At 63.4% G+C, this 26141-nt stretch carries 20 protein-coding genes; 19 read left to right on the top strand and 1 reads right to left on the bottom strand.

Annotated features, from left to right (window positions below; all coding sequences use genetic code 11):
- Nucleotides 1-118 precede the first annotated feature (118 nt).
- The 15 genes from ACPYOD_RS01775 to recD all read left to right on the top strand — a co-directional run bounded on the left by ACPYOD_RS01775 (nucleotide 119) and on the right by recD (nucleotide 21530).
- Complete coding sequence (locus ACPYOD_RS01775; RefSeq protein ID WP_481300003.1) at nucleotides 119-1855, top strand: Ig domain-containing protein; 1737 nt, start codon at nucleotides 119-121, stop codon at nucleotides 1853-1855.
- On the top strand, nucleotides 1852-2067 hold the full coding sequence (locus ACPYOD_RS01770) for a hypothetical protein (protein WP_481300002.1): 216 nt from the start codon (nucleotides 1852-1854) through the stop codon (nucleotides 2065-2067). Before ACPYOD_RS01775 ends, ACPYOD_RS01770 begins: the two co-directional genes overlap by 4 nt.
- A complete protein-coding gene (locus ACPYOD_RS01765; RefSeq protein WP_481300001.1) occupies nucleotides 2064-2672 on the top strand; it encodes a DUF6445 family protein in 609 nt (202 codons plus the stop codon). Before ACPYOD_RS01770 ends, ACPYOD_RS01765 begins: the two co-directional genes overlap by 4 nt.
- A gap of 9 nt (nucleotides 2673-2681) precedes the next feature.
- A complete protein-coding gene (locus ACPYOD_RS01760) occupies nucleotides 2682-3425 on the top strand; it encodes a hypothetical protein (protein WP_481300000.1) in 744 nt (247 codons plus the stop codon).
- Nucleotides 3425-4894 carry a hypothetical protein gene (locus ACPYOD_RS01755; protein ID WP_481299999.1) on the top strand — a complete coding sequence of 490 codons (1470 nt, stop codon included), beginning with the start codon at nucleotides 3425-3427 and terminating at the stop codon, nucleotides 4892-4894. The genes ACPYOD_RS01760 and ACPYOD_RS01755 overlap by 1 nt, the downstream gene beginning before the upstream one ends.
- A gap of 3 nt (nucleotides 4895-4897) precedes the next feature.
- A complete protein-coding gene (locus tag ACPYOD_RS01750; protein ID WP_481299998.1) occupies nucleotides 4898-6775 on the top strand; it encodes a hypothetical protein in 1878 nt (625 codons plus the stop codon).
- Nucleotides 6776-7008: 233 nt separating this feature from the next.
- A complete protein-coding gene (locus tag ACPYOD_RS01745) occupies nucleotides 7009-7779 on the top strand; it encodes a hypothetical protein (protein ID WP_481299997.1) in 771 nt (256 codons plus the stop codon).
- Nucleotides 7779-8282: a hypothetical protein gene (locus ACPYOD_RS01740; RefSeq protein ID WP_481299996.1), complete on the top strand. Its 504-nt coding sequence runs from the start codon at nucleotides 7779-7781 to the stop codon at nucleotides 8280-8282. Before ACPYOD_RS01745 ends, ACPYOD_RS01740 begins: the two co-directional genes overlap by 1 nt.
- A 68-nt stretch (nucleotides 8283-8350) precedes the next feature.
- Entirely contained in the window at nucleotides 8351-9847 is a 1497-nt protein-coding gene (locus ACPYOD_RS01735) for a glycosyl hydrolase family 28-related protein (RefSeq protein WP_481299995.1), read from the top strand.
- A gap of 206 nt (nucleotides 9848-10053) precedes the next feature.
- On the top strand, nucleotides 10054-10470 hold the full coding sequence (locus tag ACPYOD_RS01730; RefSeq protein ID WP_481299994.1) for an SPRY domain-containing protein: 417 nt from the start codon (nucleotides 10054-10056) through the stop codon (nucleotides 10468-10470).
- 60 nt (nucleotides 10471-10530) lie between these two features.
- Nucleotides 10531-11220: an SOS response-associated peptidase gene (locus ACPYOD_RS01725; RefSeq protein WP_481299993.1), complete on the top strand. Its 690-nt coding sequence runs from the start codon at nucleotides 10531-10533 to the stop codon at nucleotides 11218-11220.
- 876 nt (nucleotides 11221-12096) lie between these two features.
- Nucleotides 12097-12516 (top strand): CopD family protein, encoded by a 420-nt coding sequence (locus ACPYOD_RS01720; RefSeq protein WP_481299992.1) that lies wholly within the window; start codon nucleotides 12097-12099, stop codon nucleotides 12514-12516.
- Between the two features lie 76 nt (nucleotides 12517-12592).
- Entirely contained in the window at nucleotides 12593-16015 is a 3423-nt protein-coding gene (gene recC, locus ACPYOD_RS01715) for an exodeoxyribonuclease V subunit gamma (RefSeq protein ID WP_481300031.1), read from the top strand.
- Nucleotides 16012-19659, top strand: coding sequence for an exodeoxyribonuclease V subunit beta (gene recB / locus ACPYOD_RS01710; RefSeq protein ID WP_481299991.1), 3648 nt, complete (start codon nucleotides 16012-16014; stop codon nucleotides 19657-19659). Before recC ends, recB begins: the two co-directional genes overlap by 4 nt.
- On the top strand, nucleotides 19656-21530 hold the full coding sequence (gene recD, locus ACPYOD_RS01705) for an exodeoxyribonuclease V subunit alpha (protein WP_481299990.1): 1875 nt from the start codon (nucleotides 19656-19658) through the stop codon (nucleotides 21528-21530). Before recB ends, recD begins: the two co-directional genes overlap by 4 nt.
- Before the next feature lie 68 nt (nucleotides 21531-21598).
- Here recD and ACPYOD_RS01700 read toward each other — a convergent pair whose 3' ends face one another.
- Complete coding sequence (locus ACPYOD_RS01700) at nucleotides 21599-22603, bottom strand: NAD-dependent epimerase (protein WP_481299989.1); 1005 nt, start codon at nucleotides 22601-22603, stop codon at nucleotides 21599-21601.
- Nucleotides 22604-22833: 230 nt separating this feature from the next.
- Here ACPYOD_RS01700 and thrS point away from each other — a divergent pair, with 230 nt between their 5' ends.
- From thrS to rplT, 4 genes are all read left to right on the top strand, one after another.
- Nucleotides 22834-24735 carry a threonine--tRNA ligase gene (thrS, locus tag ACPYOD_RS01695; protein WP_481299988.1) on the top strand — a complete coding sequence of 634 codons (1902 nt, stop codon included), beginning with the start codon at nucleotides 22834-22836 and terminating at the stop codon, nucleotides 24733-24735.
- Nucleotides 24736-24779: 44 nt separating this feature from the next.
- Nucleotides 24780-25307, top strand: a complete 528-nt coding sequence (gene infC, locus ACPYOD_RS01690; RefSeq protein ID WP_481300030.1) for a translation initiation factor IF-3 — start codon at nucleotides 24780-24782, stop codon at nucleotides 25305-25307.
- A gap of 248 nt (nucleotides 25308-25555) precedes the next feature.
- Nucleotides 25556-25753: a 50S ribosomal protein L35 gene (gene rpmI, locus ACPYOD_RS01685; RefSeq protein ID WP_036114929.1), complete on the top strand. Its 198-nt coding sequence runs from the start codon at nucleotides 25556-25558 to the stop codon at nucleotides 25751-25753.
- A gap of 13 nt (nucleotides 25754-25766) precedes the next feature.
- Complete coding sequence (gene rplT / locus ACPYOD_RS01680; protein WP_072322974.1) at nucleotides 25767-26126, top strand: 50S ribosomal protein L20; 360 nt, start codon at nucleotides 25767-25769, stop codon at nucleotides 26124-26126.
- Nucleotides 26127-26141: the final 15 nt, after the last annotated feature.

Here is a 26141-nt window from a genome sequence, read left to right as displayed (position 1 = left end):
CGTAAACCTGATCCCCGTTTATGCGGAGAAGGCTGGGACACGCTCGCCGCGGATGTTGCGATGCGCGCCGGGTTGCTCGGACTTCAGTGACCTAGGCACGCAGGCGCCGATACGCGGAATGCGGAACGTCGAGGGTCTGTTGCTCGTCGTTTCTGGAACTAGCCTGTTCGTGGTTGGCACCAACGGCCAGAAGACCAATGTTGGGGTGATACCTGGCGTTGGCCGGGTTTCGATGAGCCACAACCAGATCACGGGCGGCAATCAGGTTGCCATCGCCAACGGAAGTTCCGGGTACGTCTACAACACCGTGACGGCGCAGCTTCAGAGAATTACGGATGAGGGGTTCCCTGGCGCGCTGACTTTCGATTACGTCGACAGCTACATGACGTTTATCGAGCCAGGCAGGCGCTTTGCTGGTACCTCCGACCTGGCTGACGCCTTGGCCTACAACACGTTGGACCGATACGAGGCAGAAGGCTCTCCTGACAGGCTGGTTGGTCAGATCGTCTCCCATCGCGAATGGTGGCTCTTCGGCGAGCGTACGATCGAGCCGTACGTCAATACGGGAGCGGCAGAAGGAACCTTCCAGCGTTCCAGTGGCACGGTGATGGAAGTGGGCGCAGCGAGCCCCTATGCCATCTCTCGACTTGACAATAGTGTGTTCTGGCTTGGCAACGATGGCGTGGTCTACCGCGCCAACGGATACACACCTCAGCGCATCTCGACGTATCCCATCGAGCAGGCCATCTCGCGATGCAACAACGAGACAGCGTTCTCGTTCACCTTCGAGGACCGCGGGCACAAGATCTTCTACCTTACCTTTCAGGACGGGCACACGTGGGGCTATGACGTAGCCACGCAGGAGTGGCACCGTCGCCAGTCAAAGGGGCTGGACCGCTGGCGGATCAACGATCTCGTCAGCTGGAAGGGGAAGTGGATCGCCGGGGACTACTCGAACGGTAAGCTGTACGAGTTGGACTGGAACGTGCAGACCGAGTCAGGGGCCGAGATGGAGCGGCTTCGGGTTTCTGGCGTTGTCTCTGACGACCAGAATCCCATCATCGTCAACGCGCTTGAACTGGTGTTCGACACTGGGCAGCCTCAGAAGGACGCCATCGTTATTCCCTTGTCCTTGGCCGGCGACTTGCCTGGGGGCATTCGGGATGTGCCCATTTCTCCGTATGGCTACACATCGAGCGGTGGTAAGCCACCTGTAGCGTTCTCCATTACCGCTGGAGCGCTTCCCACAGGACTCACCATGGACACGTTCGGTGTCGTCAGCGGCATACCGACAGAAGCCGGACCGTTTTCATGGACCGTAACTGGACTGGATAGCGCGGGGCATGTTGCGCACCTTCCTGACAACGCGGTCATAGCCGACACAGGGTACGACCCGAACCACGAGGGCTTGAGGTTCCTACTCGGGCCATATCCATGGACCGCAGACTACATGGCGCTTGGCTACGACGACAGCGCCTGGGAAGAGGCGGTGATGCCTCTGGGGACATCTACGAGGCCTGACGCTGCCTCTTTTGGCTTCCCGCCAGATATAGCGATCAACTGGCCTCTCGATAAGGCGTGCTACCTACGCGCTTACTTCGATTTGTCGGCGCCGCGGCCCATGAAGCTGTGTATCTATGCTGACGACGCAGCGGATGTCTACATCAACGGCGTCTTCGTCTATACAGCCATCGTTCGAGGTAATGGGACACCAGGAAACCCATACGTCTACTACTACGAACACAATATTGACTCGTCCTTGTTCGTCTCAGGGACAAACCTTGTATCTCTGATATGCGCCGGGAACATCTACGGTGTGAATAACTATGTCGATTTCCGCCTGGAGATCCTATGAGCACCGTAGATCTTCGATATAGCAAGGACGGCGGCGCCAACTGGTCCGACTGGACGACGCACGATCTCGGTAAGACCGGCGACTTCGTGAAGCGTGTGACCCGCCGACGCATCGGTCGTGGACGTCAGTGGGTGTTTGCTTATCGCATTACCGACAATGTGCGGGCCGATTGCTTGGCCGCCAGTATCCAGACGGAGCCCTGCGACGGATGAGCTACCTCGTTATCGATGATTTCTGCGACAGCCTGGATGAGATTAGAGACTCAGCCTTCGCGGCCGGGTTCGATACGTGGAACCCGAACAAGGGAGAAGTCGGCAGTTCCGTCTACGAAGGCATGGGCTTCTGGGGAAACCACGCCCTTATGCTCCAGGCGTTGATGCGTGCGACTAACGGCGTCGTCGTCCCCAACAGCATGTTCTTCCGCGTGACCAATGTAGGCATGGAGAAAGCCTACATCCACAGCGATAGGGAGTCGGGGAATTTCACGTGTGTTGCCTACCTCACGGACCATGAAGAAGAGAGCGGGACAGCGTTCTTCATGCATAAGCGCACGGGCCTTAAGTCGATGCCTTCTTTTGCAGAAATGCGGGAGATGGGCATTTTTGACGAACTCAAGGCGGACATGGTGTCGCGTGATCCGGACAAGTGGGTCCAGGTCGACTACGTGCGAGGCGTTCGGAATAGGGCGCTGATCTTCAACGCGCCGATGTTTCACTCCCGCTACCCACTGGAAGGCATCGGATCGTCTCTCGACACCGGCCGCATGGTCTGGGTCAGCCACTTCTACAAGCTCAATCAGTCCGGCCAGCTGGCTTAGGAGACTCCCATGGCAGAGATTTGGGGCGCCGCGATCGCCGTCGGCGGGGCGGTCTATTCCGCAAATAAGCAGGCCGGTGCAGCGAAGGCTGCGGCGAACAAGGGTAAGTACGCGGCCGATGCCGCGGCCCAGCAGCTTGCCGACAACTATGCAGCGACCGAGAAGAACCTTCAGCCCTATGCCGATGCCGGCAAAGCCGCTTTGGCTGGGATCACGGCGGTCAACAACGGTAACTACACCGGATTCGAAAATTCCCCGGACTACCTGTTCGCCCGTGATCAGGGCATCCAGAGCCTGGACCGAAGCGCCGCATCTCGTGGAGCGCTCTATAGCGGCGGGCAGTCCGCAGACCTCGCCAAATTTGCGTCGGGGCTTGCCAGCCAGAACCTCAACACCTACTACGGGCGCCTGGCTGGCCTTGCACAACTTGGACAGTCTTCTGCGACGAGTCTCGGCAGCATCGGTACGGGTAACGCTGCCCAGCAGGGCAACTTTAGCCTTGCAGGGGCAAATGCAGCAGGGCAGGGACTCTACGACTCGGCCAACGCCAACAGCAATCTCGTCAACAGCCTCACAGGGATCGCGGGGCAATACCTCGGATCGCGGGGCCAGTCCGTCACGGCCAGTTCCTACGGAAGCCCGTCTGCACAGCAGAGCGCTGGCCTGCTCGGGGGTGGCAATTACACCGGCCCCGGCTCGTTCTCAACCTCATGGGGTCTCGACCCCAATAGCGCCTACGGGAAAATCGGCTGATGGCAAGTCTCTATCTTCCGGACATCGTCGGGTCGTTCAATCAGGGCTACGACCGCGGCCAGGGCCAGCAATTCAACAAGCTGGCAGGGCAGGCGATCGCTGATCCTTCTACGGCCTCGCAGAACCTTGGATTGGCAGCCACGATCAACCCTGGAAAGGCGCTCGCCATCCAGCAGGAAGTCCAGTCGAACCAGGATGCGAGACAGAAGAAGCTTGCGGGCGCCGCGAACTACGTACTCAGTGCGTACCGAAGCGGTAATCCGCAGCAGCTGGAGGGTGCATACCAGGCAGTCCGCCCCTTCTTGAACCAGTTGGGTCAGGAGTTGGGTCAGGGCGAAGCTGCGCCGCACTTCACCGAGGAAATGCTTCCTCACCTCTACAAGATCGTCGGCGAGGCGGGCGGAGACACGGCAATCAACGGCCAGCTTCCCACAGGACTGCGAGAGATCCAGGGCCAAGTCGCTGCCGCGGGGCTTACGGGTGACGACGCCAAGCGGGCATACCGTATCGCCTTGGGCCTAGACCCTCGCGCAGTAACGGGAGCGGCCAAGACGGGCATGATCACTGGCGCTGATGGACGAGAACGGCCCTACGTCTTCGACCCGGCCTCGCGTTCGTACAAAGTATTCGACGGAACGCAGTTCCGCGCACTCGACCAGTCAGAGGCCGCGCAGCTTGGTGGGGCGGCTGCATCACCGCAAGCAGACCCAGCGCAACCCACGCCGGAGCAGCTCATGGCCCAAGCCACGGAGATGGCGAATCAGGGCGGCCCGGGGGCGAATGCAGCCCAGGCCGAGGCATGGCTTCAGCAGCAACTCGCTGGGCAGGGAAGACTTCCCACGCCCGCCACGGGCGCAGGGGCACTTGGCGTTGGGCGTGCGCCAGAGGACACCGCAGCCGCTACCGAGAACGCCAAACAGGGTGTTCAATTGGCCTATCTGCCGCAAACAGAGGCCATTAAGACGGACGCAGCTATCCGTCAGGCAGGCGGGGCCGCCGCGGCTACGAATGCGGCGAAGACGCAGGCGGAACAGGCGCAAGCGTTCCAGCAGAGGCAAGCGGACGCTCGCAAAACACTGAGCGATCTTGACGAGGTTGATCGCCTCTTGCCTGAGGCCACAGGGGGCGCTCTCGGCAAGGCATACGACGCGGCAGCGGCCTCGGTCAATCACGCCACAGACTCGGCTAAGGCATCTGCCCAGCTTGACATCCTGGCTGGACGGCTCACATCTGCCGTGCCGCGGATGCAGGGTCCGCAATCCGATCGTGACGTTGAGTTGTACCAGAAGCAGGCTGGCGATCTTGCAAATAGGAACTTACCTATTGCTACCCGTCAGGCAGCGGCAAAGGAGCTTCGGCGCTTGCAATTGAAGTACCTCGACAATCCCTACGGGAATGGATCGCCTCAGCCGGTTCAGGCTCCTTCACCGCCTGCCGCCACTGGCAACTTCGGCCATCTTTGGAACTGACCCATGCCCAAGAAGTGGAGCGAAGTTGTCGCCAATCCGGAGTATCAGTCGCTTCCGGCTGATCAGAAAGAAGCAGCGCGGTCGCAGTATTTCCAGGAAGTGGTCGCCCCGCAGGTCTCTCCTGACCAAGTACAGGCGGCGCGCGCGGAATTCGATGCTGACACCGGGCCTAAGACGTCCGCGCCCGCCAGTGCGCCTCACGCGTCGGATGTTCCGTATGCTAATGGGGCGAGCCCGTATAGCGAGGCTGACCTCATGCCGGAGGACATGGCTCCGGAGCGCCCAAGGACGGCGGGAGACTACGGAAGGGAAGCATTGCGCGGCGCCGAGTTGGCAGGCCGTACGATCGCAAAGGTAGGTGCCTCCGTGCCTGATCTAGTGCTCGGTCCTACGACAGCGCTCGTCAACCAAGGCCTCGACGCCGCTGGCGTTGACCCGAAATACCACCAGATCACGGTAGGTCAAGCTGTAAACCAAGGTCTAAACGCGATTGGCGCTCCCACTCCCGAAACAACGGCAGAGCGATATATCGACGCCGCGGGGCAGGGACTTGGTGGCGTTGCCCTGGGTGCAGGTGTGGGTGGACTGCTTGCACGTAGCGTCTCGCCTGCGACGAGTGCTGTAGGAAATGCGCTCACATCGAATCTTGGGCAGCAGGCAGTGGGCGGCATTGCCTCCGGGTCTGGCATCGAATTGGCGCGAGAGAGCGGTGCATCACCACTTACTCAGCTTGCCGTAGGCATTGGGGCTGGAGCCGCTCCAGGCCTAGCTAGCCTAGCCGCGCAGGGTGGTAAGGCTGCAATCGCTAGTAGTTTCGGGAAGATTGATCCCGAGACTCAGGCTCTAGCCCGTACTGCTCAGTCCGAGGGAATCCCACTCAAGGCGTCTCAGGTCAGTAATTCGAAGGTCGCAAAGGCCATCGACTCGGTCACTGGGCAAGTGCCTTTCAGTGGCTCAGCCAACTTCGCAGAACAGCAGCAGCGTGCATTTAACGCCGCGGTCGCTCGGACGATCGGCGAGACGGCAGACAAGATCACGCCACAAGTGTTCGCTCAGGCCAAGAACCGCATTGGATCCGAGTTCGACCGCCTCGCCGCCGCTGCGAGCCTGCCTTTGGATCCTCAGACGACACAGCGCTTAAAGCAGGTTGTACAGGATACCCGAGACTTCTACGGGGACGATTCCGCGCGGCTGGTATCAAACGTCATTAACCGCCTTGCCAGCCAGAACGTTGGCGGAATGGTCCCCGGTAAGGCGTTCCAGAGCATTGATTCGCAGATCACAAAGGCGATGGCCTCGGGTGGCGAAAAAACTGTCCCGCTGGGGGATTTGCAGGAGGCCTTGCGAGATGCAGTCCAGCAGAATCTATCGCCGGAGGACACGGCCGCCTGGGCAACTGCTCGTCAGCAGTATCGTGACCTAAAGACTATTGAGCCTTTAGTAGCAAAAGAGGGGCAGACATCCGGGAATATTTCCCCGGCGGGCCTTATGGGTAGCGTCACGGCTAACAATGCCGGGAAAGGATCCATGGCGGCCGGCCGGCGTGGTGACCTTGGAAACCTAGCCGCAATCGGGCAGAGATTCGTAAGGGAGACAATTCCCGATTCCGGTACCGCGCGTCGCATAGCGATCCAGGACGCTTTTGGGAAGGTTGGCCTCGTTGGTGCTGGCGCTGGTGCTAGTTACGCAGGCGCGGGAGCAACGGCAGCAGGATTGGCCGGCCTCGTTGGGACGTCGCGCTTCACGCAAAACCTTCTCCAAGATCCGGCCATCGTCAGCAAGCTTGTGGGCCTTGGCTACCCACGCGATACGGCTATCCGTGCGCTTCAGGGCACGGCGAATCCTGCCCTAGTTGGGTCAAACCTAGCTTCTCAGCCGTGACCGTCAATCTTCCGGCGCGCTTTTAGAACTTCTCTGTCGATCCCTATGGCTCTGGCAGCTGCTCGGTCCTGGAGCAGTTGAAGTACTTGTCTCTCAAAAGGCAACGGGTGTCTCGCTACCCATGAAAGAACGCCGCGACCGACATAGAAAGCGCTCCAAATGCCAGCCACTAGTCCAATCACCTTTACCCAGCCGTCGAAGCCCACTTCAACCCCCAATTCTTCGGAAACCTCATGCCCGCATTCCGCATCCTAGACCAATTCCCGGTCTTCCTTAACCGGCTCGGTGAGCCCGCATCGGGGGGCTACCTGGCCTTTTTCGATAATGTCACGGACACCCCGAAGGACGTCTTCGGCGACCCTGATCTTACCGTCAACAATGGCTCGACGGTGTTAATCGGCACTGACGGCCGGACGGTCGTAGATGTTTGGGGTTCTGGGGTCTATAGGATCCGGCTATACGACGTCGACAACACCCTCATAGCTGAGGCTGAAGACGTCGAAATCCCGGGCGGAACAGGAGCGGCCATCCCCGCCTTGGACCCAAATAAATTCCTGACCAACGATGGGTCTGTGATGCAGTGGGCGACGGTCTTGCAGCCTCCAGATCCGACTGGGGCAGGCGGAAAGATACTGGGAACAGACGGGGTTAATTTGCTTTGGCAGGCCGCCCCCACGGTGCCAACGCCCGGTGTTTCGAGCGGCAAGTTCAAATACGGTGGCTTCATGATTCTGACGGGCACAGGAACGTGCCCCGCATCCAACGATAAGACGGCAAGTCAAAATATAGCGTTCCCAGAGGCGTTTGATGCCGCCCCAGTGGTGATGATCAACCACTCTGGGAACATGGCATCCGGAGGCTTTTTGGGAACCGCTGGCGCGGGCGCCATCAGCACAGCCGGATGCACGGCATTTTTCGATGTGAACGTCGCTAACACGGGATCGTCGTTCAACATCACCAACCCCATCGAGTACTCGTGGGTTGCCATCGGCCTTAAAGCCTGATGAGCGATTCATCCATTCTTCCCGGGGCGCGTGCTGCGCTCATTACCTCAGATGGGAAGACCGATCCGGCGTTCTATCGGCTTTTCCAGGCACTAGCGAAAGCGGCGAGGCTTACCGGTGATCTGAGTTCGCAAGTCACCCAGATAACCCAAGTCATCGAGCAGCTACAGGACAACGGTAACGGCACGATCACCGCTGGCGATGGGATCGATATCTATGGCTCGCTCAATAGCGGCATAGCGATCATATCGCTCAGCGGGACGGCAGTGACGCCGGGCGTCTACGGAGATGACACCCACGTTCCGCAGATAACCGTAGACGAATACGGCCGCATTACCGAAGCCAATGTGGTCGAGATCGAAGGCGGCTTCGTTCCCTACCTGGTGCTGGCGGGCACCGTTTTCCGCGTCCCGGCCAATAAGCAGGCCCTATGGACGATCCCTATTGAACTTGAAGGCGACGCCGGTCTGGAGATCGACGGAGCGCTGGTGGAGGTTGCCTGATGGGCTGGTTTTCGTTCGGTAAGCAGACCGCGGCGAGCGTTCCGACGCCCGGGGCAGGGAAGGTCGCCATGTTCGTGGACGACACATCTGGACAGCCGTCATACAAGGGCGAGGATGGGGTCGCACACAGCCTTGTAGGAGCATCGGGCGTATCGTCGCTGAACAGCCGGACGGGGCCGATCGTACTATCCCCCGGCACCAACATAGCGATTGTCGAGTCGCCGACGGGAACCTTCACGTTCAATGCCTCAGGTGGCGGCGGAGGGGCTGGGCTACCTGTCTTCTATTTCGAGGATTACGGCGCGGTAGGTAACGGCGTAACGGACGACACGTCTGCAATACAGGCAGCGATCAACGCTGCTGGAGCGGCGGGTGGTGGTGTATGCATGCCTAAGGTAGCGTCTTGTACCTACCTGATCTCTGGTGCCCTTCAGGATACGTCACGAAGCAACGCCCAGCTTGTCTTGCCTATCATCGATTACGTTGACACTAAGCAGGTAACCGTCGTTATCGCTGGGTATATCCCTCCCACGCCGGTATTTAGTGTCATAGGTTCCGTAGCGTTACCTACTTGCGGGACGATCTTCAAATCTACCTTGTCGTCTGGCACGGGCAATGTGATAGGAGGTCATGGCCCGGTAGGTACGTTCAATAATTTCACAAACGTAATGCTCGTACTCCGGAATATCACCGTTCAAACGGTGGCAAACCCAACGCTTACAGCCATAGATGCAAGCTGCGTCGCATGCCTAGACGCGAAGGACGTCATCGTACACACGGGAGAGTACTCCGTAGCGTCGATGACCCCGCCAACTACTACCACCAGCTTTGGTATCCGAACCCCGGCGAATGGAAATGGGGCGCACACTGTCGTTCGCGAATGCACGGTTGGAGGATTCTACAACGCGTTCGAGATCTCGGAGCACGTTACAGGAGATAATATCAACTGGTTCGGCTGCAACAATGGACTTGTATATACCTCGGCTGACCACGCGTCGCACATAACGCGTGCATGCTCGGTGCATGCCAAGGTGGCAGTGAAAGGCCCGTCAAGCGGCACGCACTACCTGACCATCGAGCAGCTGAACGTTGAGCATCAAGCTTCCGGATCATTCTCATATACGGCGGGTGTTAACGACGCGGCCAATGGTCTAAGGGGTAACTTGAGATGGCATACGGTGCTTGCCGGCACCCCTGGATCAAGCAGCAACTTTCCGCAAACTGGAGGCCAAAACCTCCAGACGGCTGAGGTAGGTAACCCTCCCGGCGTTCGGCCCATTAGCAGCACAGACACAGCTCTACTAACGGATAACGGCGGCGTGATCTCCTATACCGGATCGTCCGCCGTGAACGTTACCATTCCACCGGAGTCCAGCGTTCCATGGAAAGTCGGAACTCTGCTCACGTGGCTGCAAACAGGAACTGGACAGATCACAGTGGTGGCGGGATCGGGAGTCACCTTTCCTCCGACAATGCTGACACCGAAGACAAGGGCCCAAGGTTCAGCAATTTCCGCATATAGGACAAGCGCGAATACCTGGGCCTTCTTGGGTGACATGGCATGATGGATCTTCGAACTGCTGTAGCGAATAGCCGCTACCGAGGCGGCTCGCCACCGGTCGATCCGAACTCGTGGGACTTGGCAAGCTTCGGCACAGCGCTTAGCAGGTCCACCGACAAATTGACTGTTTCCAAAAGTGGCGGATCGTCTGTGTATGCTAGCGCCAGGTCAGTGGGGCAATGTCCGGCAACCTCGGATCGATATTTCAAGGTGACCTTGGCCGACACATCCGCGTCGCCATTTGCTCAAGTCGGCATCGCTACAGCGTCCATGCCAGTGAATGGTTCTACGGCCTACCCGGGTGGCACCACGGCCGGCCACAGCTACTACGAGCAGGACGGCAAGCGCTACACGAATGCTGTCGCCACAGCCTATGGCACATCCTATGCCACCGGAGCAGTGATCATCGTGGCGTACAAGGGATCGACCGGTCAGCTGTTCTTTCGCAAGAACGGCGTCTGGCAGAACTCTGGCAATCCATCGACAGGAGCGGGAGCTATCACCGTCACGCCCGCAGCGTACTATGCCGCGGTTGGTCTCTACGCAAATGGCCATGCCTGGACGGCTGACTTCACCAGCGTCGACGCTGACTCACTTCTGTCCGGTTTCTCGCCATGGGTGCCATGAGGCGAGGTATGCGTACAACAGACTAACGCGCCCGTCACGCCAGGACAGTATCCTGCGGCCATGTGCGGCCGATACGCCACCTTTGGACCCGTCTCCGTCTCGCGCCAGGCGCGTGAAGCCCTGGAGCAGATGGAAATGGACATCATCAGCGAGATCAACCAGCGGGAACCCCAGTACAACATCGCGCCGACGCAGAAAGCGCCAGTTGTGGTGTACAGGGAAGGTGGCTATCACGTACGGGCGTACCGTTGGGGTCTGGTGCCGTCGTGGTCAAAGGATTTGAAATTCGGGGCGAAGACCATCAACGCTCGTGCCGACACCGTGGCCACCAAGCCGTCATTCCGTGATGCGTTCAAGAAGCGCCGGTGCCTGGTGCCGGCCAGCGGGTACTTCGAGTGGAAGGGCGAGTCCCCGAATAAGCAGCCGTACTTCATCCACGACCCTGCCGGCGATCTTCTGATGTTCGCCGGGCTCTGGGAGGTCTGGCGCGAGTCCCAGGACGCCGAATGGGTGCACACCTACACCGTCATCACCGGTGAGCCTGGAAAGGTCTCAGGCGACATCCACGACCGGCAGCCGGTTATCCTTCCCCCGGAGCTTTGGTCCGTGTGGTGCGAGGCGTCGCCGGCGGACGCACAGGGCGTGCTTGCCGCTGTGCCGGAGGCAGAGTTGGTCTATCACCCGGTGCCGAAGGCGGTAGGCTCCCCGAAGAACAAAGGGCCCGAACTCGTCGAGCCCATCGAACTGTAGGCGCTAGACCTGACGAATCAGGGGCCCTGTAGAAGGAACCCCCTTTGTTCACCGCATGAGCGCCACCCCTATTTCAATGAGAGCTTTGACAAGCTCCGCGATCAATACAAGGTTCTACAGGTGGTTGGCCCAACGGCCCGTTTTCTACTTGTGCATTGAGATGCCTTTGTAGGTGACGACACGGCTGGCGCGCCGAGGCCGGAACGCCCGACCCGGTTTCAGTATGTCACGGGATTTTCGAACGGTCACAGTGACGCTACCCTCACCCCATGATCGTATGGGACCGCGTAGGTAACCGCCTCGACGCCAGCTATGCCCACCAGGGCGGGCCGTTCGCGTCCGTGACCTGTGAGGAAGGGCAGTGGTGGGTGACGTGGTGGGTAGGCCCCAAGGGACGCTACAGGGCTCCCTCCGAGGCTAAGGCTAGGCTTTGGGTGGAGAGGTTCGCCGCGTCCCGCCTGGTCGCCTTGGGTAGGTCTGCGGCGACCCCAGGCGTAGGGCCGAATGGCAAGGGTGAATACACCGACCCGACGCCAGAGCAACAGGCCCGGTATAACGCCTTCTCGGCCAGCTATGTGCCGCCCAAGAGGCCGAATCGGAAGCGCAGATAGGCTGACCCCAAACTGACCCCGAGCCATCTTTAAGTTCCTGATTGCACATGATGGGAAAGGCAGGCTAAGGAAAGCCTTAGTCATTGATTTTTCCCTTCTTCCCTAACCTTGACATGGTAGGGGTCACAAGTTCGATCCTTGTACCGCCCACCACTTTCCCTTGAGGCGAGTGGTACGAAGACCGCAGAAAGGAGCCGATGGCTCCTTTTTTTGTGCCTGTCGCAGCGTGGGCTAAACTCGCCGTTTCCCTGACGGAGCGCTGCCGGTGGCCTACCTTCTCACGAAGTCCCTGCACATCGTGTTCGTCATCGCCTGGATGGCGACGGTGTTCTACTTGCCCCGCATCCTGGTGAATATCGCCGAAGCGGGCGCCGAGCCGGCGGTGAAGGCACGGCTCGAACTCATGGGGCGGCGCCTCTACAAGTTCGGCCACAACATGTTCGGGCTCGCGTTCCTCTTCGGCCTCGTGCTCTGGCTCTATTTCCACGTGAGCGGCGGCTGGCTGCATGCCAAGCTGGCGCTCGTGGTGCTGATGCTCGCCTACTTCATATGGTCGGGGCGCCTGCTCAAGCGCAGCATGGCGGGGGGCACGCTGCCCCGGGCGAAGACTTTGCGCATCCTCAATGAATTGCCGGTGCTGGTGCTGATCGCCATCGTGTTCCTCGTGGTGGCGAAGCCGTTCTGAGGTCTCACCCGGCGAGACGCGAATCGGCGATGATCCGGATCGCACCTTTCCGCCATGGAGCCACCGGTTGAGCGACGTGGACGACATCGTGCCGGGCCTGATGGTCCTGCACGGCAACCGCCTCGAGGAACTGCGCGACGTGCTGGTCGGCTGGCTGGCGCGCACGCCGTTGCGTCCGCTGGAAGACGAGCGCGTGCTCGTGCAGTCCAACGGCATTGCCCAGTGGTTCCGAATGGCGCTCGCACGCGGCCGCGACGAAGGTGGCCTGGGCATCGCCGCGGCGGTCGACGTGGAGTTGCCCGGGCGCTTCCTTTGGGAGGCCTATCGCGCCGTGCTAGGGCGCGACGCGGTGCCGCCGGAATCGCCGTTCGACAAGTCCCGCCTGGTGTGGCGCCTGATGCGCCTCCTGCCCGCTGTATCACAGGAACCCGGCTTCGAACCCCTGGCCACCTTCCTCGGCGATGGGGAGGACATGCGGAAGTGCCACCAGCTGGCCGAGCGCCTCGCCGACCTCTACGACCAGTATCAGGTGTACCGCGCCGATTGGCTCGACGACTGGGCGGCCGGTCGCGACGTCACGCGCGACGCACGCGGCGGCGCGCCGGCGCTGTCGATCGCCGATCGATGGCAGGCCGAACTCTGGCGCCGCCTGCTCGCCGACGTCGGTCTGGACGAGGCCACGGGCCACCGGGCTGCCGTGCACGAACGTTTCCTCTCCGCCGTGGCGGCAGGTGGCGAGCGGCCGCCCACCTTGCCGCGGCGCATCGTGGTGTTCGGCATGTCGACGCTGCCGCGGCAGACGCTGGAGGCTTTGTCCGCGCTGGGCCGCTGGTCGCAGGTGCTCCTTGTCGTGATGAATCCATGCCGGCACTACTGGGCCGACATCGTGGACGACCGCGAACTGCTGCGCGCCGAACGCCGGCGTCAGGCGGCCAAACCCGGCATGCCCGCGCTGCCGTCCGACGAAGACATGCACATGTACGCCCACCCGCTGCTGGCGGCCTGGGGCAAGCAAGGCCGCGACTACATCCGCCTGCTCGACGAGTTCGACAACCCGGACACCTACCGCGAGCGCTTCACGGCGTGGGACCAGCGCATCGACCTGTTCGTCGAACCGCGCACCGACACGCTGCTGGGCCAGGTGCAGGCCGCGATCCTCGACCTCGAGCCGTTGGGCTCCGCGCCCCGTACGCTTGCCGAAGGCGATACCTCGATCGCATTCCATGTGACGCACGGGCCGCAGCGCGAGGTCGAGGTGCTGCACGACCAGCTGCTGGCGCGCTTCGAGGATGCCGCACGGAAGGGCGATCCGATCCTCCCGCGCGACGTGATCGTGATGGTGCCGGACATCGAAACCTACGGACCGCATATCGACGCCGTGTTCGGTCGCGTGCCCCGCGACGATGCGCGCTTCATCCCCTACAGCATCGCCGACCGCACCGCGCGCGGCACGGCGCCCATGGTCATGGCGCTGGACATGCTCTTGTCGTTGCCCGAGTCGCGCTTCGGCGTGGGCGACATGACCGACCTGCTCGATGTGCCTGCCGTGCGCGAACGGTTCGGCCTGGGCGACGACGACCTGCCTCTTCTGCATCGGTGGATCGAGGGTGCCGGCATCCGCTGGGGTCTGGACGCGGAACAGCGGGCATCGTTGGAGCTGCCGGGCCTGGAGCAGAACACCTGGGTCTTCGGCATGCGGCGCATGCTGCTCGGCTATGCCTCCGGGCAAGGTGAGGCGTGGGGCGACATCGAGCCCTATGGCGAAGTGGGCGGTCTCGACGCGGCCCTGGTCGGGCCGTTGGCAGACCTTCTCGACGCACTGGGGCAACACTGGCGGAACCTGGCGCAACCGGCCTCGCCGCGCATCTGGGCCGAGCGCCTGCGTGCGCTGCTGCGCGACCTGTTCTCGCCTTCGGCACCGGAAGACCGCATCCTCCATGAGCGCCTGCTCGATGCGCTGGAAACATGGGAGGGCGCCTGTGCGGAGGCTTCTTTCGATGAGGCGCTGCCCGTCGACGTGGTACGGGAGGCCTGGCTCGCACCGTTCGACGAAGGCGGCCTTTCCAAGCGGTTCCTCGCCGGCGCGGTGAGTTTTGGCACGCTCATGCCGATGCGCGCCATCCCGTTCCGGCTCGTGTGCCTGCTGGGCATGAACGATGGCGATTACCCGCGCGCGCGGCCGCCCATGGATTTCGACCTGATGGCACGGAGCGGCGCGTGGCGTCCCGGCGATCGCTCGCGGCGCGAGGACGACCGCTACCTGTTCCTGGAAGCGCTGCTTTCGGCGCGCGACGGCCTGCATGTGGGCTGGGTAGGGCGGAGCGCACGCGATAACGCCGAACGCGCACCGTCCGTGCTCGTAGGCCAGTTGCGCGACTATCTCGCCGCAGGCTGGCGCACGGAGCGTGGCGACGACGTGCTTCCGGCTCTCACGGTCATCCATCCATTGCAGCCTTTCAGCCGCGCGTATTTCCAGGAAGGCGATCCGCGCCTCTTCACTTACGCCGGCGAATGGCGCGTGGCCCATGAGCCGCGCGACGAACAGCGTGATGCGCCGCTCGTGCCCTTGGTCGTGGAGGGCACCCTGCCCATCGCCACGCTTCGCCGGTTCCTGCGTCATCCAGTGCGCGAGTTCTTCAACACGCGGCTCGGGGTGCGCTTCGATACGGCGGAAATCACCGGTGAAGACAATGAACCGTTCTCCCTCGGCGGACTCGACCGCTATGGCATGACGGATGCGCTCCTTCGCGCGGCGTTGCGCGAGGAAAGTCGTGACCCGGCCGCCTCCATCCGTGCGGCAAGTGCGCGCCTGGAGCGCAGCGGCGTGCTGCCCATGGGCGGCTTTTCCGCCATGGCGCGCCGCATGCTCGAAGAAGCCGCGCTTTCGGTGCACGCCCGTTACGTGGAAGAGCGCGCATGCTGGCCGATCGACGCCGGCAAGCGCGAAGTCAGCGTGGCGATCGACGGCGTGGTCATCGAGGACTGGCTGGCCGGACTGCGCGCGAACGGCGAAGGACATCTCGTCTCCTTGCGCGCGTCGCCCACGGCGGTCCTGGACCGTGAAGGTCGGCCGGCGGCGCATCGTCTGGTGGAAGCGTGGGTGGAGCATCTCGTGGCGCAGGCGGCAGGTGTCGCGGTGGAAACGCGTTATGTCGGTCCCGACGCCACGATCGTCATGGCGCCGTTCGGTAGCGACGACGCCCATGTTCATCTTCTTCGCGTCGTACGGATGTGGCGCGAAGGTATGCGGCGGCCACTGCCGATCGCCTTGCGCACCGCCATCGCCTGGCTCGGGGAAGACGAACCGAAGGCGGAAGCCGCGGCTCGCGCCGTGTATGGCCCCGCCGCACCCGGCGCGCGGGTGCCAGGTGAGGTGGACAACGACGCCTACCTGCGCCGCGCCTTTCCGCAATTCGGCGCGTTGCTGGCAGCGGGTTTCGTCGATTGGTTGCCGCCATATGCGGACTTCCTCGGCGCCTTGCGCGTGGAGGTGGCATGAGTCCGGCCGTGACGCCATTGCAGCCCGTGTCCATGCCGCTGGACGGTGTGCGCCTGATCGAGGCGAGCGCCGGCACCGGCAAGACCTGGACCATCGCGGCGCTCTACGTGCGCGCGGTGCTTGGCCATGGCCTGCCGCAGCCGTTGCTGCCGCCGCAGTTGCTCGTCGTCACGTTCACCGAAGCGGCCACGCAGGAATTGCGCGAGCGTATCCGTGCGCGGCTGGTCGAGGCGGCGCAGGCCTTCCGTGCCTCGGGTTCCACGGAGCCCTTCCTCTCCGAACTGATCGCGTCGTATCCGGCGGAAGCGCATGCGGGTTGCGCGCGGCGGCTTGAACTGGCGGCGCAATGGATGGACGAAGCCGCCATCTTCACCATCCATGGCTGGAGTCAGCGCATGCTCACGCAGCATGCCTTCGGCAGCGGCCATGCGTTCGCGCTCACGTTGGAACCCGACGAGAGCGAACTGCTGGCCGACTGCGTGCGCGACTACTGGCGGCAGGCCTTCTATCCGTTGGCTCCACGGCAGGCGGAAGCCGTGCTCGAGGAGTGGCGCTCTCCGGATGACCTCCTGCGTTCGCTGAAGCCGTTGCTCCTGGGCGGTGAGGTCACGTTGCGCGTGGAGGGCCAGGTACTCGACGCGGTGACGGATCCGCGCTCCCTGCTGGCGGCGCGCGAAGCGTGGGAGACCGAGAACGAGCGTCTTCTCGCGGAGGCTGCGGCGGCATGGCGTGCAGAGGTGGACCGCATCGAAACGCTGCTCGTCGAAGCGTCCACGGCCAAGGTGCTGAACAACAATCGCTACCGCCCCGATCGCATGGCCGGTTACCTTGCGCCCCTGCGGCGCTGGGCATTCGGCGGCGAGGCGAGTGAAGACGAGCTGCGGCGCTTTACGGCTACCCGCCTCGGCGACGCCACGGCCAAGGGCAAGACCAGGCCGGAGCATCCGGCATTCGCTGCCTTGGCCGCCTGGGAAGCGGGTATTGAGCGGAAGGTCGAGATCCGCCATGCGCTCCTGGTCGATGCGCTGGCGCGCGTGCGCGAACGCTTCGCCATGCAGAAGCGCAGGCGGGCCCAGATCGGTTTCGACGACCTGTTGCAGCGCCTGGATGCCGCGCTGGGTGGCCCTGCGGGCGATGTCCTGGCCGAAACCATCCGCCGCCAGTTCCCGCTGGCCCTCATCGACGAGTTCCAGGACACCGACCCCATCCAGTACCGCATCTTCAGCCGTGTGTACGCGGAGGCGGACGATGCGGGGCTGTTGTTGATCGGCGATCCGAAACAGGCCATCTACGCCTTCCGCGGCGCGGACATCCACACCTACCTCTCGGCACGCGAGCGGGCGCGTGCGCCGCACTACAGTCTCGACACCAACTTCCGCTCCACCGCCGCGATGGTCGAAGCGGTGAATGCGCTTTTCCTGCACGGCGAGCGGCATCCGCACGGGGCGTTCCACTTTCCCGAGCGCGGTCTTCCCTTCGTCGCGGTGGGCGCGAAGGGCAGGGCGGAGCGCTTCGTATCCGGCGGCCAGGAGCCACCCGCGCTGCGGCTATGGTTGCTGGACGACGAAGCACCGGTGGGGGTGCGGCACTATCGCGAACAGATGGCCGAAGCGTGCGCCAGCGAGATCGTCCGGCTAGTGGACGGGGCCGGGCGCGGCGAGACCGGCTTCGCGCACGGGGACGAGCCGATCGTTCCCTTGAGGCCCGCCGATATCGCCGTGCTGGTGCGCAGTCGCACCGAAGCCGCGCAGGTGCGTGCATCGCTTGCCGCCCGGCATGTACGCAGCGTGTTCCTGTCCGACCGCGATTCCGTCCTGGAAAGCGTGGAAGCGAACGACGTGCTCGCCTGGCTGCGCGCCGTCGCGTCGCCCACTTCCGACACCGCGATGCGCGCGGCGCTCGCCACGCGCACGCTGGATCTGGGCTATGCCGAACTCGAGCGGTTGAACGCCGACGAGACTCATTGGGAGAAACGGGGGGAACTGTTCCTCGCGCTGCGCAACGTATGGCAGCACTCCGGTGTGCTCGCCATGCTGCATGCGTTCCTGCACCGCTTCGACCTGCCGGCGCGCCTGCTCGGCCGTGCGGGTGGCGAGCGGGCGCTCACGAATGTGCTTCACCTGGCCGAACTGCTCCAGCATGCCGCTTCCACGCTCGACGGCGAGCAGGCGCTGGTTCGCCATCTCGCGGAACGTATCGCGGATACCGCCAGCCACCATGGCGACGACCAGCTCGTGCGGCTGGAAAGCGACGACGATGTCGTGAAGGTCGTGACCATCCACAAATCCAAGGGGCTGGAATATCCGCTGGTGTTCCTTCCCTTCGTCTGTGCGAGCGGAGGCACGCATCCCGGGCAGGCCACCTATCGTTACCACGACGGCACCGGGCACCAACTGGAACTAGTCGGCAAGTCGAAAGGTGGCGAGGCCTCCGAGCGCGCCAAGGAAGCCGCCGACCTTGCCGAGTTGCAGGAAGACCTGCGGCTGCTCTACGTGGCCATGACCCGTGCGCGGCACGCCTGCTATGTCGGCGTGGCGCCCGTCTGCCACAACAACTCGCGCACGCCCCAGGTGCACCGCAGCGCCTTCGGGCACCTGCTCGGTGGGGGGCGGGACATCGCCAACGGTGCCATCGCGGGCCTGTTGCGCGAATTGCAGGCGGACGTGCCGTCGATACGCGTGGAATACATGCCGCCGCCGGACGATCGTCGCCACGTTCCGGTCGAACGCGACCTGGCGCCGCGTCATGCGCGGCTTGCGGAGATTCCCCGCGCGACACCCTGGCGCATCGCCAGCTACAGCGGACTGCGGCACGCGGAGGACGTCGCGGCGCCCGAGACGGCGACGGACGATGTCATCGTCGAATACGCGACCGAGCCCGCCGCACCGGCGCCGGCTGTCACCGGCATTCATGCGTTCGAACGCGGCGCGGAGGCCGGTACGTTCCTGCACGATCTCCTCGAGTGGATCGCGGAGGAAGGATTCGCCGCCATCGCCGGGGACCGCGGACGCCTGCGTGACATGGTGGCGCGGCGCTGCGAGCGGCGTGGCTGGTCTGCCTACATCGACCTGCTTACAGACTGGCTTCTCCTCCTATTGCGTACACCGATCGCGTTGCCCGATGGCGGTGAGCTGGCGCTCGCGCAGCTGCGCGATGCCTCGCACTATCGCGCCGAACTCGAATTCCTGTTCGAGTCGCGCGGTGTCGACACGCTGGCCCTGGATCGGGTCGTGCGCGACTACACGCTGGGTGGCGAAGGGCGGCCCCACCTCGCGGCCGATACCATCAACGGCATGTTCAAGGGCTTCATCGACCTGATCGTCGAACACGGCGGGCGCTGGTACGTGATCGATTACAAGTCGAACCACCTCGGTCCGGACGAGCGGGCCTATACGCCTGCCGCGATGCGCCGGTCCATCCTCGACGCCCGCTACGAACTGCAATACGCGCTGTATCTCCTGGCCCTGCACCGGCAGTTACGCAGCCGCCTTGGCGACGCCTACGACTACGACACCCACGTGGGCGGCGCCGTCTACCTCTACCTGCGCGGCATCGATGGCCAAGGCCATGGCGTGCACGTCGAGCGGCCGCCGAAGGCCATGATCGACGCCATGGATGCCTTGTTCGAAGGAGTGGCTGCATGAGCGCCCACGACAACGCCTGGCTCGACAGCGCGCTCGCCGACGGCCGCATCGGTCCCGTCGACCGTGCGTTCGCACGCTTCCTTCGCCAGCTGGACCCGTCGGTCGATTCTCGCGTGCAGGTCGCGGCCGCGCTGCTGAGCCATGAACTTGGGCAGGGGCACATCTGCATGCCCCTCGACACCTTGCGCGAACGCGAGCCGAATCTAGGCGACCCTGCTGCGTTCCTTACCGCAGCGAAGGTAGTGGCAGAACCGTCGGGCGATCCGGCCGCGCCGCTCGTGCTCGATCGCGACCTTCTCTACATGCGCCGCTTCTGGCGCGACGAATCGCGCGTGGCCGCGGCGATCCGGGAGCGGCTGGGCGATCGCATAACGGATGCGGATCTTCGCGGCGAACTGGCCCGTCTGTTTCCGTCCGACGACGTTCGTCCGGACTGGCAGAAGATTGCTTGCGCCATCGCCGCGCGCTCCCGTTTCTCCGTGATCACCGGCGGCCCGGGCACCGGCAAGACCACGACGGTGGTGCGGATGCTCGGTTTGCTGCAGACGCTGGCGCTGCGCGACGGCGGCAGCCGTCTGCGCATTCGTCTGGCCGCACCCACGGGCAAGGCGGCCGCGCGGCTCAACGCGTCCATCGCCGGCCAGGTGGCGAAGCTCGACGTCGACCCGGCGGTGAGGCAGGCGATCCCTGCGGAAGTGACCACGCTGCATCGCCTCCTGGGCAGCCGGCCGGACACCCGTGCCTTCCGCCACAACGCGGAAAATCCATTGCACCTCGACGTGCTGGTGATCGACGAAGCGTCGATGATCGACCTGGAGCTGATGGCCGCCACGCTGGAAGCATTGCCGCCGCAGGCGCGGCTCGTGCTGCTCGGCGACAAGGATCAGCTGTCCTCGGTGGAGGCGGGCGCCGTGCTCGGCGATCTGTGTGCGCGTGCCGAGGGTGGGCATTATTCCGCCTCGACCTGCGCCTGGATCCGTGAGGTCTGCGCAGAAGACGTGGCGCCCTGGACCGACGATGCCGATGCGGCGGCGCTCGATCAGCAGGTGGCGATGCTGCGCTTCAGCAGGCGCTTCGGCAGCCACAGCGGTATCGGTGCCCTGGCTGCCGCCATCAACGCCGGCGACGCCGCGCACGCGCGGGCGGCCTTCGAGGCATTCGACGATATTGCATGGGGCACGCCAACGCCCGCGGCTGTCGCCACGCTGGCGATCGAAGGACGGGACGGTGCTCCCGGATATCGCCATTACCTGGACTGGATCGAGCGCGAACGTCCCGATGTCGGTGGCGGCGAAGACGCGGTCGTCGGCTGGGCGCGCGGCGCGCTACGTGCCTATGCGTCGTTCCAACTGCTGTGCGCCACACGCCTGGGCGACCACGGCGTGCTCGCGCAGAACGAACGTATCGCGCAGGGCCTGCTCGACCGCGGCCTCATCGAGGCGACGGGAGGCTGGTACGAAGGACGCCCGGTCATCCTCACACGCAACGACTACGCGCTGGGCCTGATGAACGGCGACGTGGGCGTGACCTTGTGGGTTCCGGACGAGCAGGGCGGCATGGCGCTGCGCGTGGCCTTCCCGGTCATGGACGAGCGCGGCGGCGAACGCATCCGCTTCGTCGTGCCCAGTCGCCTCTCGGCCGTGGAAACCGTATACGCGATGACGGTGCACAAGTCGCAGGGGTCGGAATTTGAGCACGCCGCTCTCGCGTTGCCTCCCGATCCGTCGCCCGTGCTGACGCGCGAACTGGTTTATACGGGCGTGACGCGCGCGCGCCGCTGGTTCACCTTGCTCGCGGCGCCGGACATCCTCGATCACGCCGTGCAGCGAAAGACTCAGCGCGCGTCAGGCCTCCTGCGCCGCCTTCTGTGACCACGATGTTGTGGGAGCCGGCTATGCCGGCGAATCGCCGCTGAAGCGGCTCCCACATAAGGCGGGCGTCATGCGACGGGATAAAAATCCTTGTACCAGGCGGCAAACTTCGCCAGTCCCTCGTCGATCGACGTCGACGGCGCGTAGCCTACGTCCCGCCGCAACGCCGACACGTCGGCCCACGTATCCGGCACGTCGCCCGGCTGCATCGGCAGCAGGCGTTTTTCGACCGTTCGCCCCAGGTGCTTTTCGAGCGTGGCGATGAAGTCGAGCAATTGCACCGGCTCGTCGTTGCCGATGTTGTATACGCGATAGGGCGCGGCGGAAGTGCCGGGATTCGGCGACACGGCGTCGTACGCGGGTGTCGCCGGATGGTCCAGCGTGCGAATCACCCCTTCGACGACGTCATCGATATAAGTGAAGTCGCGGCTGTGCTGCCCGTGGTTGTAAACGTCGATCGGTTCGCCGCGCATGATCCGGCTCGCGAAGAGGATCGGCGACATGTCCGGACGTCCCCAGGGTCCATAGACCGTGAAGAAGCGCAGCCCCGTCGTCGGCAGCCCGAACAGGTGGCTGTAGGTATGGGCCATCAGCTCGTTCGACTTCTTCGTGGCGGCATAGAGGCTGACCGGATGATCCACGGCGTCTTCCACCGCGAAGGGCATCTTCCGGTTGGCGCCGTACACCGAGCTGGACGATGCGTACACGAGATGCCCCACCTCATGCCGCCGGCAGGCCTCGAGCACGTTCATGAAACCCACCAGGTTGCTCTGCACGTAGGCGTGCGGGTGTGTGAGCGAATAACGCACGCCGGCCTGCGCGGCGAGGTTCACCACGCGCTCGGGCTGGAAGTCGGCGAACGCACGGTCCACTGCCGCCTGCTCCGCGAGGTCGGCGCGCACGTGCGTATATCCTGGGTGCGTGACGAAGCGCGCCAGGCGGGCTTCCTTCAGGGCGGGGTCGTAGTAGTCGTTGTGGTTGTCGAAACCGAGTACGGTGTCGCCGCGGGCGAGCAGGCGTTCCGCCAGGGCCGAGCCGACGAAGCCGGCGGTGCCGGTGACCAGGATGCGCATGGGAATGACCGGGGAGGTGGGTTGTCCGACGATTGTAACGGACACCCCGATTGACACGGCAGCGACCCTGCTCTAGTTTTTGCCCGATATCCAGCAACGAAGGTGGCCCGCGGCAACGCCGGCCGAGTGTGCGACATGCGGACTACGCGCTTTCCAACCTGAGCCCCCGCCACGTCTTCGTCATCCCGAAGGGCGCCTGGCGCCCTTTTTGTTTGTCCGGAACACCATTCATGATCCAGATCACGCTACCCGACGGCAGCCAGCGCCCGTTCGACCACCCCGTTACCGTGCAGGACGTCGCCGCCTCCATTGGCGCAGGCCTGGCCAAGGCCACGCTCGCCGGCAAGGTCGACGGCAAGCTGGTGGACGCGAGCTACACCATCGACCGCGACGCCTCGCTCGAAATCGTCACCGAGAAGAGCCCGGAGGCGCTGGACATCCTGCGCCACTCCACGGCACACCTTCTTGGCCAGGCCGTGCAGCGCCTGTTCCCGGGCGCGCAGGTCACCATCGGCCCCGTCGTGGACAACGGCTTCTATTACGACTTCGCGTATGAGCGGCCGTTCACGCCCGACGACCTGGACGCCATCCAGGCCGAGATGGAGAAGATCGTGAAGGAGCAGATTCCCGTCACGCGCTCGGTGAAGAGCCGCGATGAGGCCATCCGCTTCTTCCGCGACATGGGCGAGGAATACAAGGCGCAGATCATCGAGTCCATTCCGGCCAACGAGGAACTCTCGCTTTATACGCAGGGCGAGTTCACCGACCTCTGCCGTGGCCCGCACGTGTCCAACACGGGCAAGCTCCGCGCGTTCAAGCTGATGAAGGTGGCCGGCGCCTATTGGCGCGGCGACTCCAACAACGAGATGCTCACCCGCATCTACGGCACCGCATGGTTGAACGACAAGGACCTCAAGGCCTACCTGCTCCAGCTGGAGGAAGCCGAGAAGCGCGACCACCGGCGCATCGGCAAGCAGCTCGACCTGTTCCACATGCAGGAAGAAGCGCCGGGCATGGTGTTCTGGCATCCGAAGGGCTGGGCCATCTGGCAGGCGGTGGAGCAATACGTCCGCGGCGTCTACAAGAAGAGCGGCTACAAGGAAGTGCGCGGCCCGCAGATCATGGACGTGAGCCTGTGGAAGAAGTCCGGCCACTGGGACAACTACCAGGAGAACATGTTTTTCACCGAGTCGGAAAAGCGCACGTATGCGCTAAAGCCGATGAACTGCCCGGGCCACGTGCAGATCTTCAACACCAACCTGCACAGCTACCGCGACCTGCCGATCCGCTACGGCGAGTTCGGCGGCTGCCACCGCAACGAGCCTTCCGGCGCCCTGCACGGCATCATGCGCGTCCGCGCCTTCACCCAGGACGACGGCCACATCTTCTGCACCCCCGCCCAGATCGAGGGCGAGGTGGCGGCGTTCCACGGCCAGGCCATGAAGGTGTACGAGGACTTCGGGTTCAACGACATCGCCATGAAGATCGCCCTCCGCCCCGACAAGCGCATCGGTTCGGACGAGGTCTGGGACAAGGCCGAGTACGCCCTGCGGGCCGCCCTGTCCGCGGCCGGGGTCACTTGGGAGGAATTGCCGGGCGAGGGCGCCTTCTACGGCCCCAAGATCGAGTACCACATGAAGGACTCCATCGGCCGCGCCTGGCAGGTGGGCACGATGCAGGTGGACTTCATGATGCCTGAGCGCCTGGGCGCCGAATACGTGGACGAGCACAGCCAGCGCCAGCATCCTGTCATGCTGCACCGGGCCATCGTCGGCTCCATGGAGCGCTTCATCGGCATCCTGATCGAGCACCATGCGGGCTTGCTTCCCACGTGGCTTGCCCCCATTCAGGCCGTGGCGTTCAGCATCACCGACGCCCAGGCCGATTATGTGCGTGAAGTCGTGCAAACCCTTGTCGGACAAGGGTTCAGGGTGGACGCCGATTTGCGCAACGAAAAGGTCGGATATAAAATCCGCGAGCATACGTTGCAGAAGGTTCCCTATCTCATCGTGGTCGGAGACCGCGAGAAAGAAACAGGCACCATTTCCGTACGTACCCGCGGGGGCGAAGACCTCGGCAGCATGCCGGTGGCACAATTCGTCGAACGTTTGGAAGCCGAGACCCGCCGCTAGGCCGCGGGTTCGGTATTGGGATCATTCTTCTGGAGGATAGCGGTATCGCTACGACCGATAACAAGGGCAATCGCAAGAACAACGACATCCGCGTGCCGCGGGTGCGTGTGCTGGGCGCCGAAGGCGAGCAGATGGGCATCATGGACACCCGTGATGCGATTCGCGCCGCCGAGGAGCTGGGCATGGACCTCGTCGAGATCCAGCCGAACGGCGATCCGCCGGTCTGCAAGATCATGGACTACGGCAAGTTCAAGTTCGAAGCCCAGAAGAAGGCCCAGGCCGCCAAGAAGAAGCAGAAGCAGGTCGAAATCAAGGAAGTGAAGTTCCGCCCCGTCACCGACGTGGGTGACTACGACATCAAGCTGCGCAAGATGCGCGAGTTTCTGGAAGAAGGCGACAAGGTCAAGGTCACGATCCGCTTCCGCGGCCGCGAGATGTCCCACCAGGACCTCGGCCAGAACCTGGCCCGCAAGATCCAGGCGGACATCGGCGAAGAAGGTGTGGTGGAACAGTTCCCCCGCCTTGAAGGCCGCCAGATGGTCATGATGATCGGGCCGAAGAAGAAGGTCTGACCCTGGCCTTGTGTGGGAGCCGCTTCAGCGGCGATGGATGCTCGCGGCGGCGTGCCCGCTGCCGCGGGATCGCCGGCATAGCCGGCTCCCACAGGGGTGTGCTCCTACACATCCCCTTAAGATTCATGTAGAATCGCCGGCTCGGTCCGTATGGATGGGCCGAACCACCGTACCCGGCAGGAAGGAAAGTGCAGACCCTTCAAGGTCTTGCCGCCGGATCAGTCAGCAACCGAATACGGAGCATTCCGATGCCCAAGATCAAGACCAACCGGGCGGCCGCGAAGCGTTTTCGCAAGACCGCATCCGGCAAGTTCAAGGCCGGTCACGCCTTCAAGTCGCATATCCTGACCAAGAAGTCGACCAAGCGTAAGCGCGGCCTGCGCGCTCCCAACCACGTCAAGGCGTGCGACACCAAGGGTGTAGCTCGCATGTTGCCGTATCTCTAAGGGAGGCTGAACCATGGCTCGTGTTAAGCGTGGCGTTACCGCCCGTCGTCGTCACAAGAAGATCATCGGCCGTGCCAAGGGCTACTACAACGCCCGCCGCAAGGTATTCCGCGTAGCCAACCAGGCCGTCATCAAGGCCGGTCAGTACGCCTACATCGGCCGCAAGCAGCGCAAGCGCCAGTTCCGCGCGCTGTGGATCGTCCGTATCAACGCCGCCGCCCGTCAGTTCGGTCTGTCCTACAGCCGCCTGATCAACGGTCTGGCAAAGGCCAACATCTCGGTCGACCGCAAGGTCCTCGCCGACCTGGCCGTGCATGACATCAAGGCGTTTGGCGCGATCGCAGAGAAGGCCAAGGCCAGTCTGGCTGCGTAATCCGCTTTACCACGC

The organism is Luteibacter sp. HAY1-4A, from assembly GCF_056755355.1.
This window is presented reverse-complemented; position numbering and strand designations above follow the sequence as displayed.

Coding starts and splice junctions, on each gene's coding strand:
- ACPYOD_RS01770 (WP_481300002.1), top strand. CDS start 1,852: ATGAGCACCGTAGATCTTCGATATAGCAAGGACGGCGGCGCCAACTGG.
- ACPYOD_RS01760 (WP_481300000.1), top strand. CDS start 2,682: ATGGCAGAGATTTGGGGCGCCGCGATCGCCGTCGGCGGGGCGGTCTAT.
- ACPYOD_RS01740 (WP_481299996.1), top strand. CDS start 7,779: ATGAGCGATTCATCCATTCTTCCCGGGGCGCGTGCTGCGCTCATTACC.
- ACPYOD_RS01750 (WP_481299998.1), top strand. CDS start 4,898: ATGCCCAAGAAGTGGAGCGAAGTTGTCGCCAATCCGGAGTATCAGTCG.
- ACPYOD_RS01775 (WP_481300003.1), top strand. CDS start 119: ATGCGGAACGTCGAGGGTCTGTTGCTCGTCGTTTCTGGAACTAGCCTG.
- ACPYOD_RS01745 (WP_481299997.1), top strand. CDS start 7,009: ATGCCCGCATTCCGCATCCTAGACCAATTCCCGGTCTTCCTTAACCGG.
- ACPYOD_RS01700 (WP_481299989.1), bottom strand. CDS start 22,603: ATGCGCATCCTGGTCACCGGCACCGCCGGCTTCGTCGGCTCGGCCCTG.
- thrS (WP_481299988.1), top strand. CDS start 22,834: ATGATCCAGATCACGCTACCCGACGGCAGCCAGCGCCCGTTCGACCAC.
- rplT (WP_072322974.1), top strand. CDS start 25,767: ATGGCTCGTGTTAAGCGTGGCGTTACCGCCCGTCGTCGTCACAAGAAG.
- ACPYOD_RS01765 (WP_481300001.1), top strand. CDS start 2,064: ATGAGCTACCTCGTTATCGATGATTTCTGCGACAGCCTGGATGAGATT.
- ACPYOD_RS01725 (WP_481299993.1), top strand. CDS start 10,531: ATGTGCGGCCGATACGCCACCTTTGGACCCGTCTCCGTCTCGCGCCAG.
- ACPYOD_RS01735 (WP_481299995.1), top strand. CDS start 8,351: ATGTTCGTGGACGACACATCTGGACAGCCGTCATACAAGGGCGAGGAT.
- recD (WP_481299990.1), top strand. CDS start 19,656: ATGAGCGCCCACGACAACGCCTGGCTCGACAGCGCGCTCGCCGACGGC.
- recB (WP_481299991.1), top strand. CDS start 16,012: ATGAGTCCGGCCGTGACGCCATTGCAGCCCGTGTCCATGCCGCTGGAC.
- ACPYOD_RS01755 (WP_481299999.1), top strand. CDS start 3,425: ATGGCAAGTCTCTATCTTCCGGACATCGTCGGGTCGTTCAATCAGGGC.
- rpmI (WP_036114929.1), top strand. CDS start 25,556: ATGCCCAAGATCAAGACCAACCGGGCGGCCGCGAAGCGTTTTCGCAAG.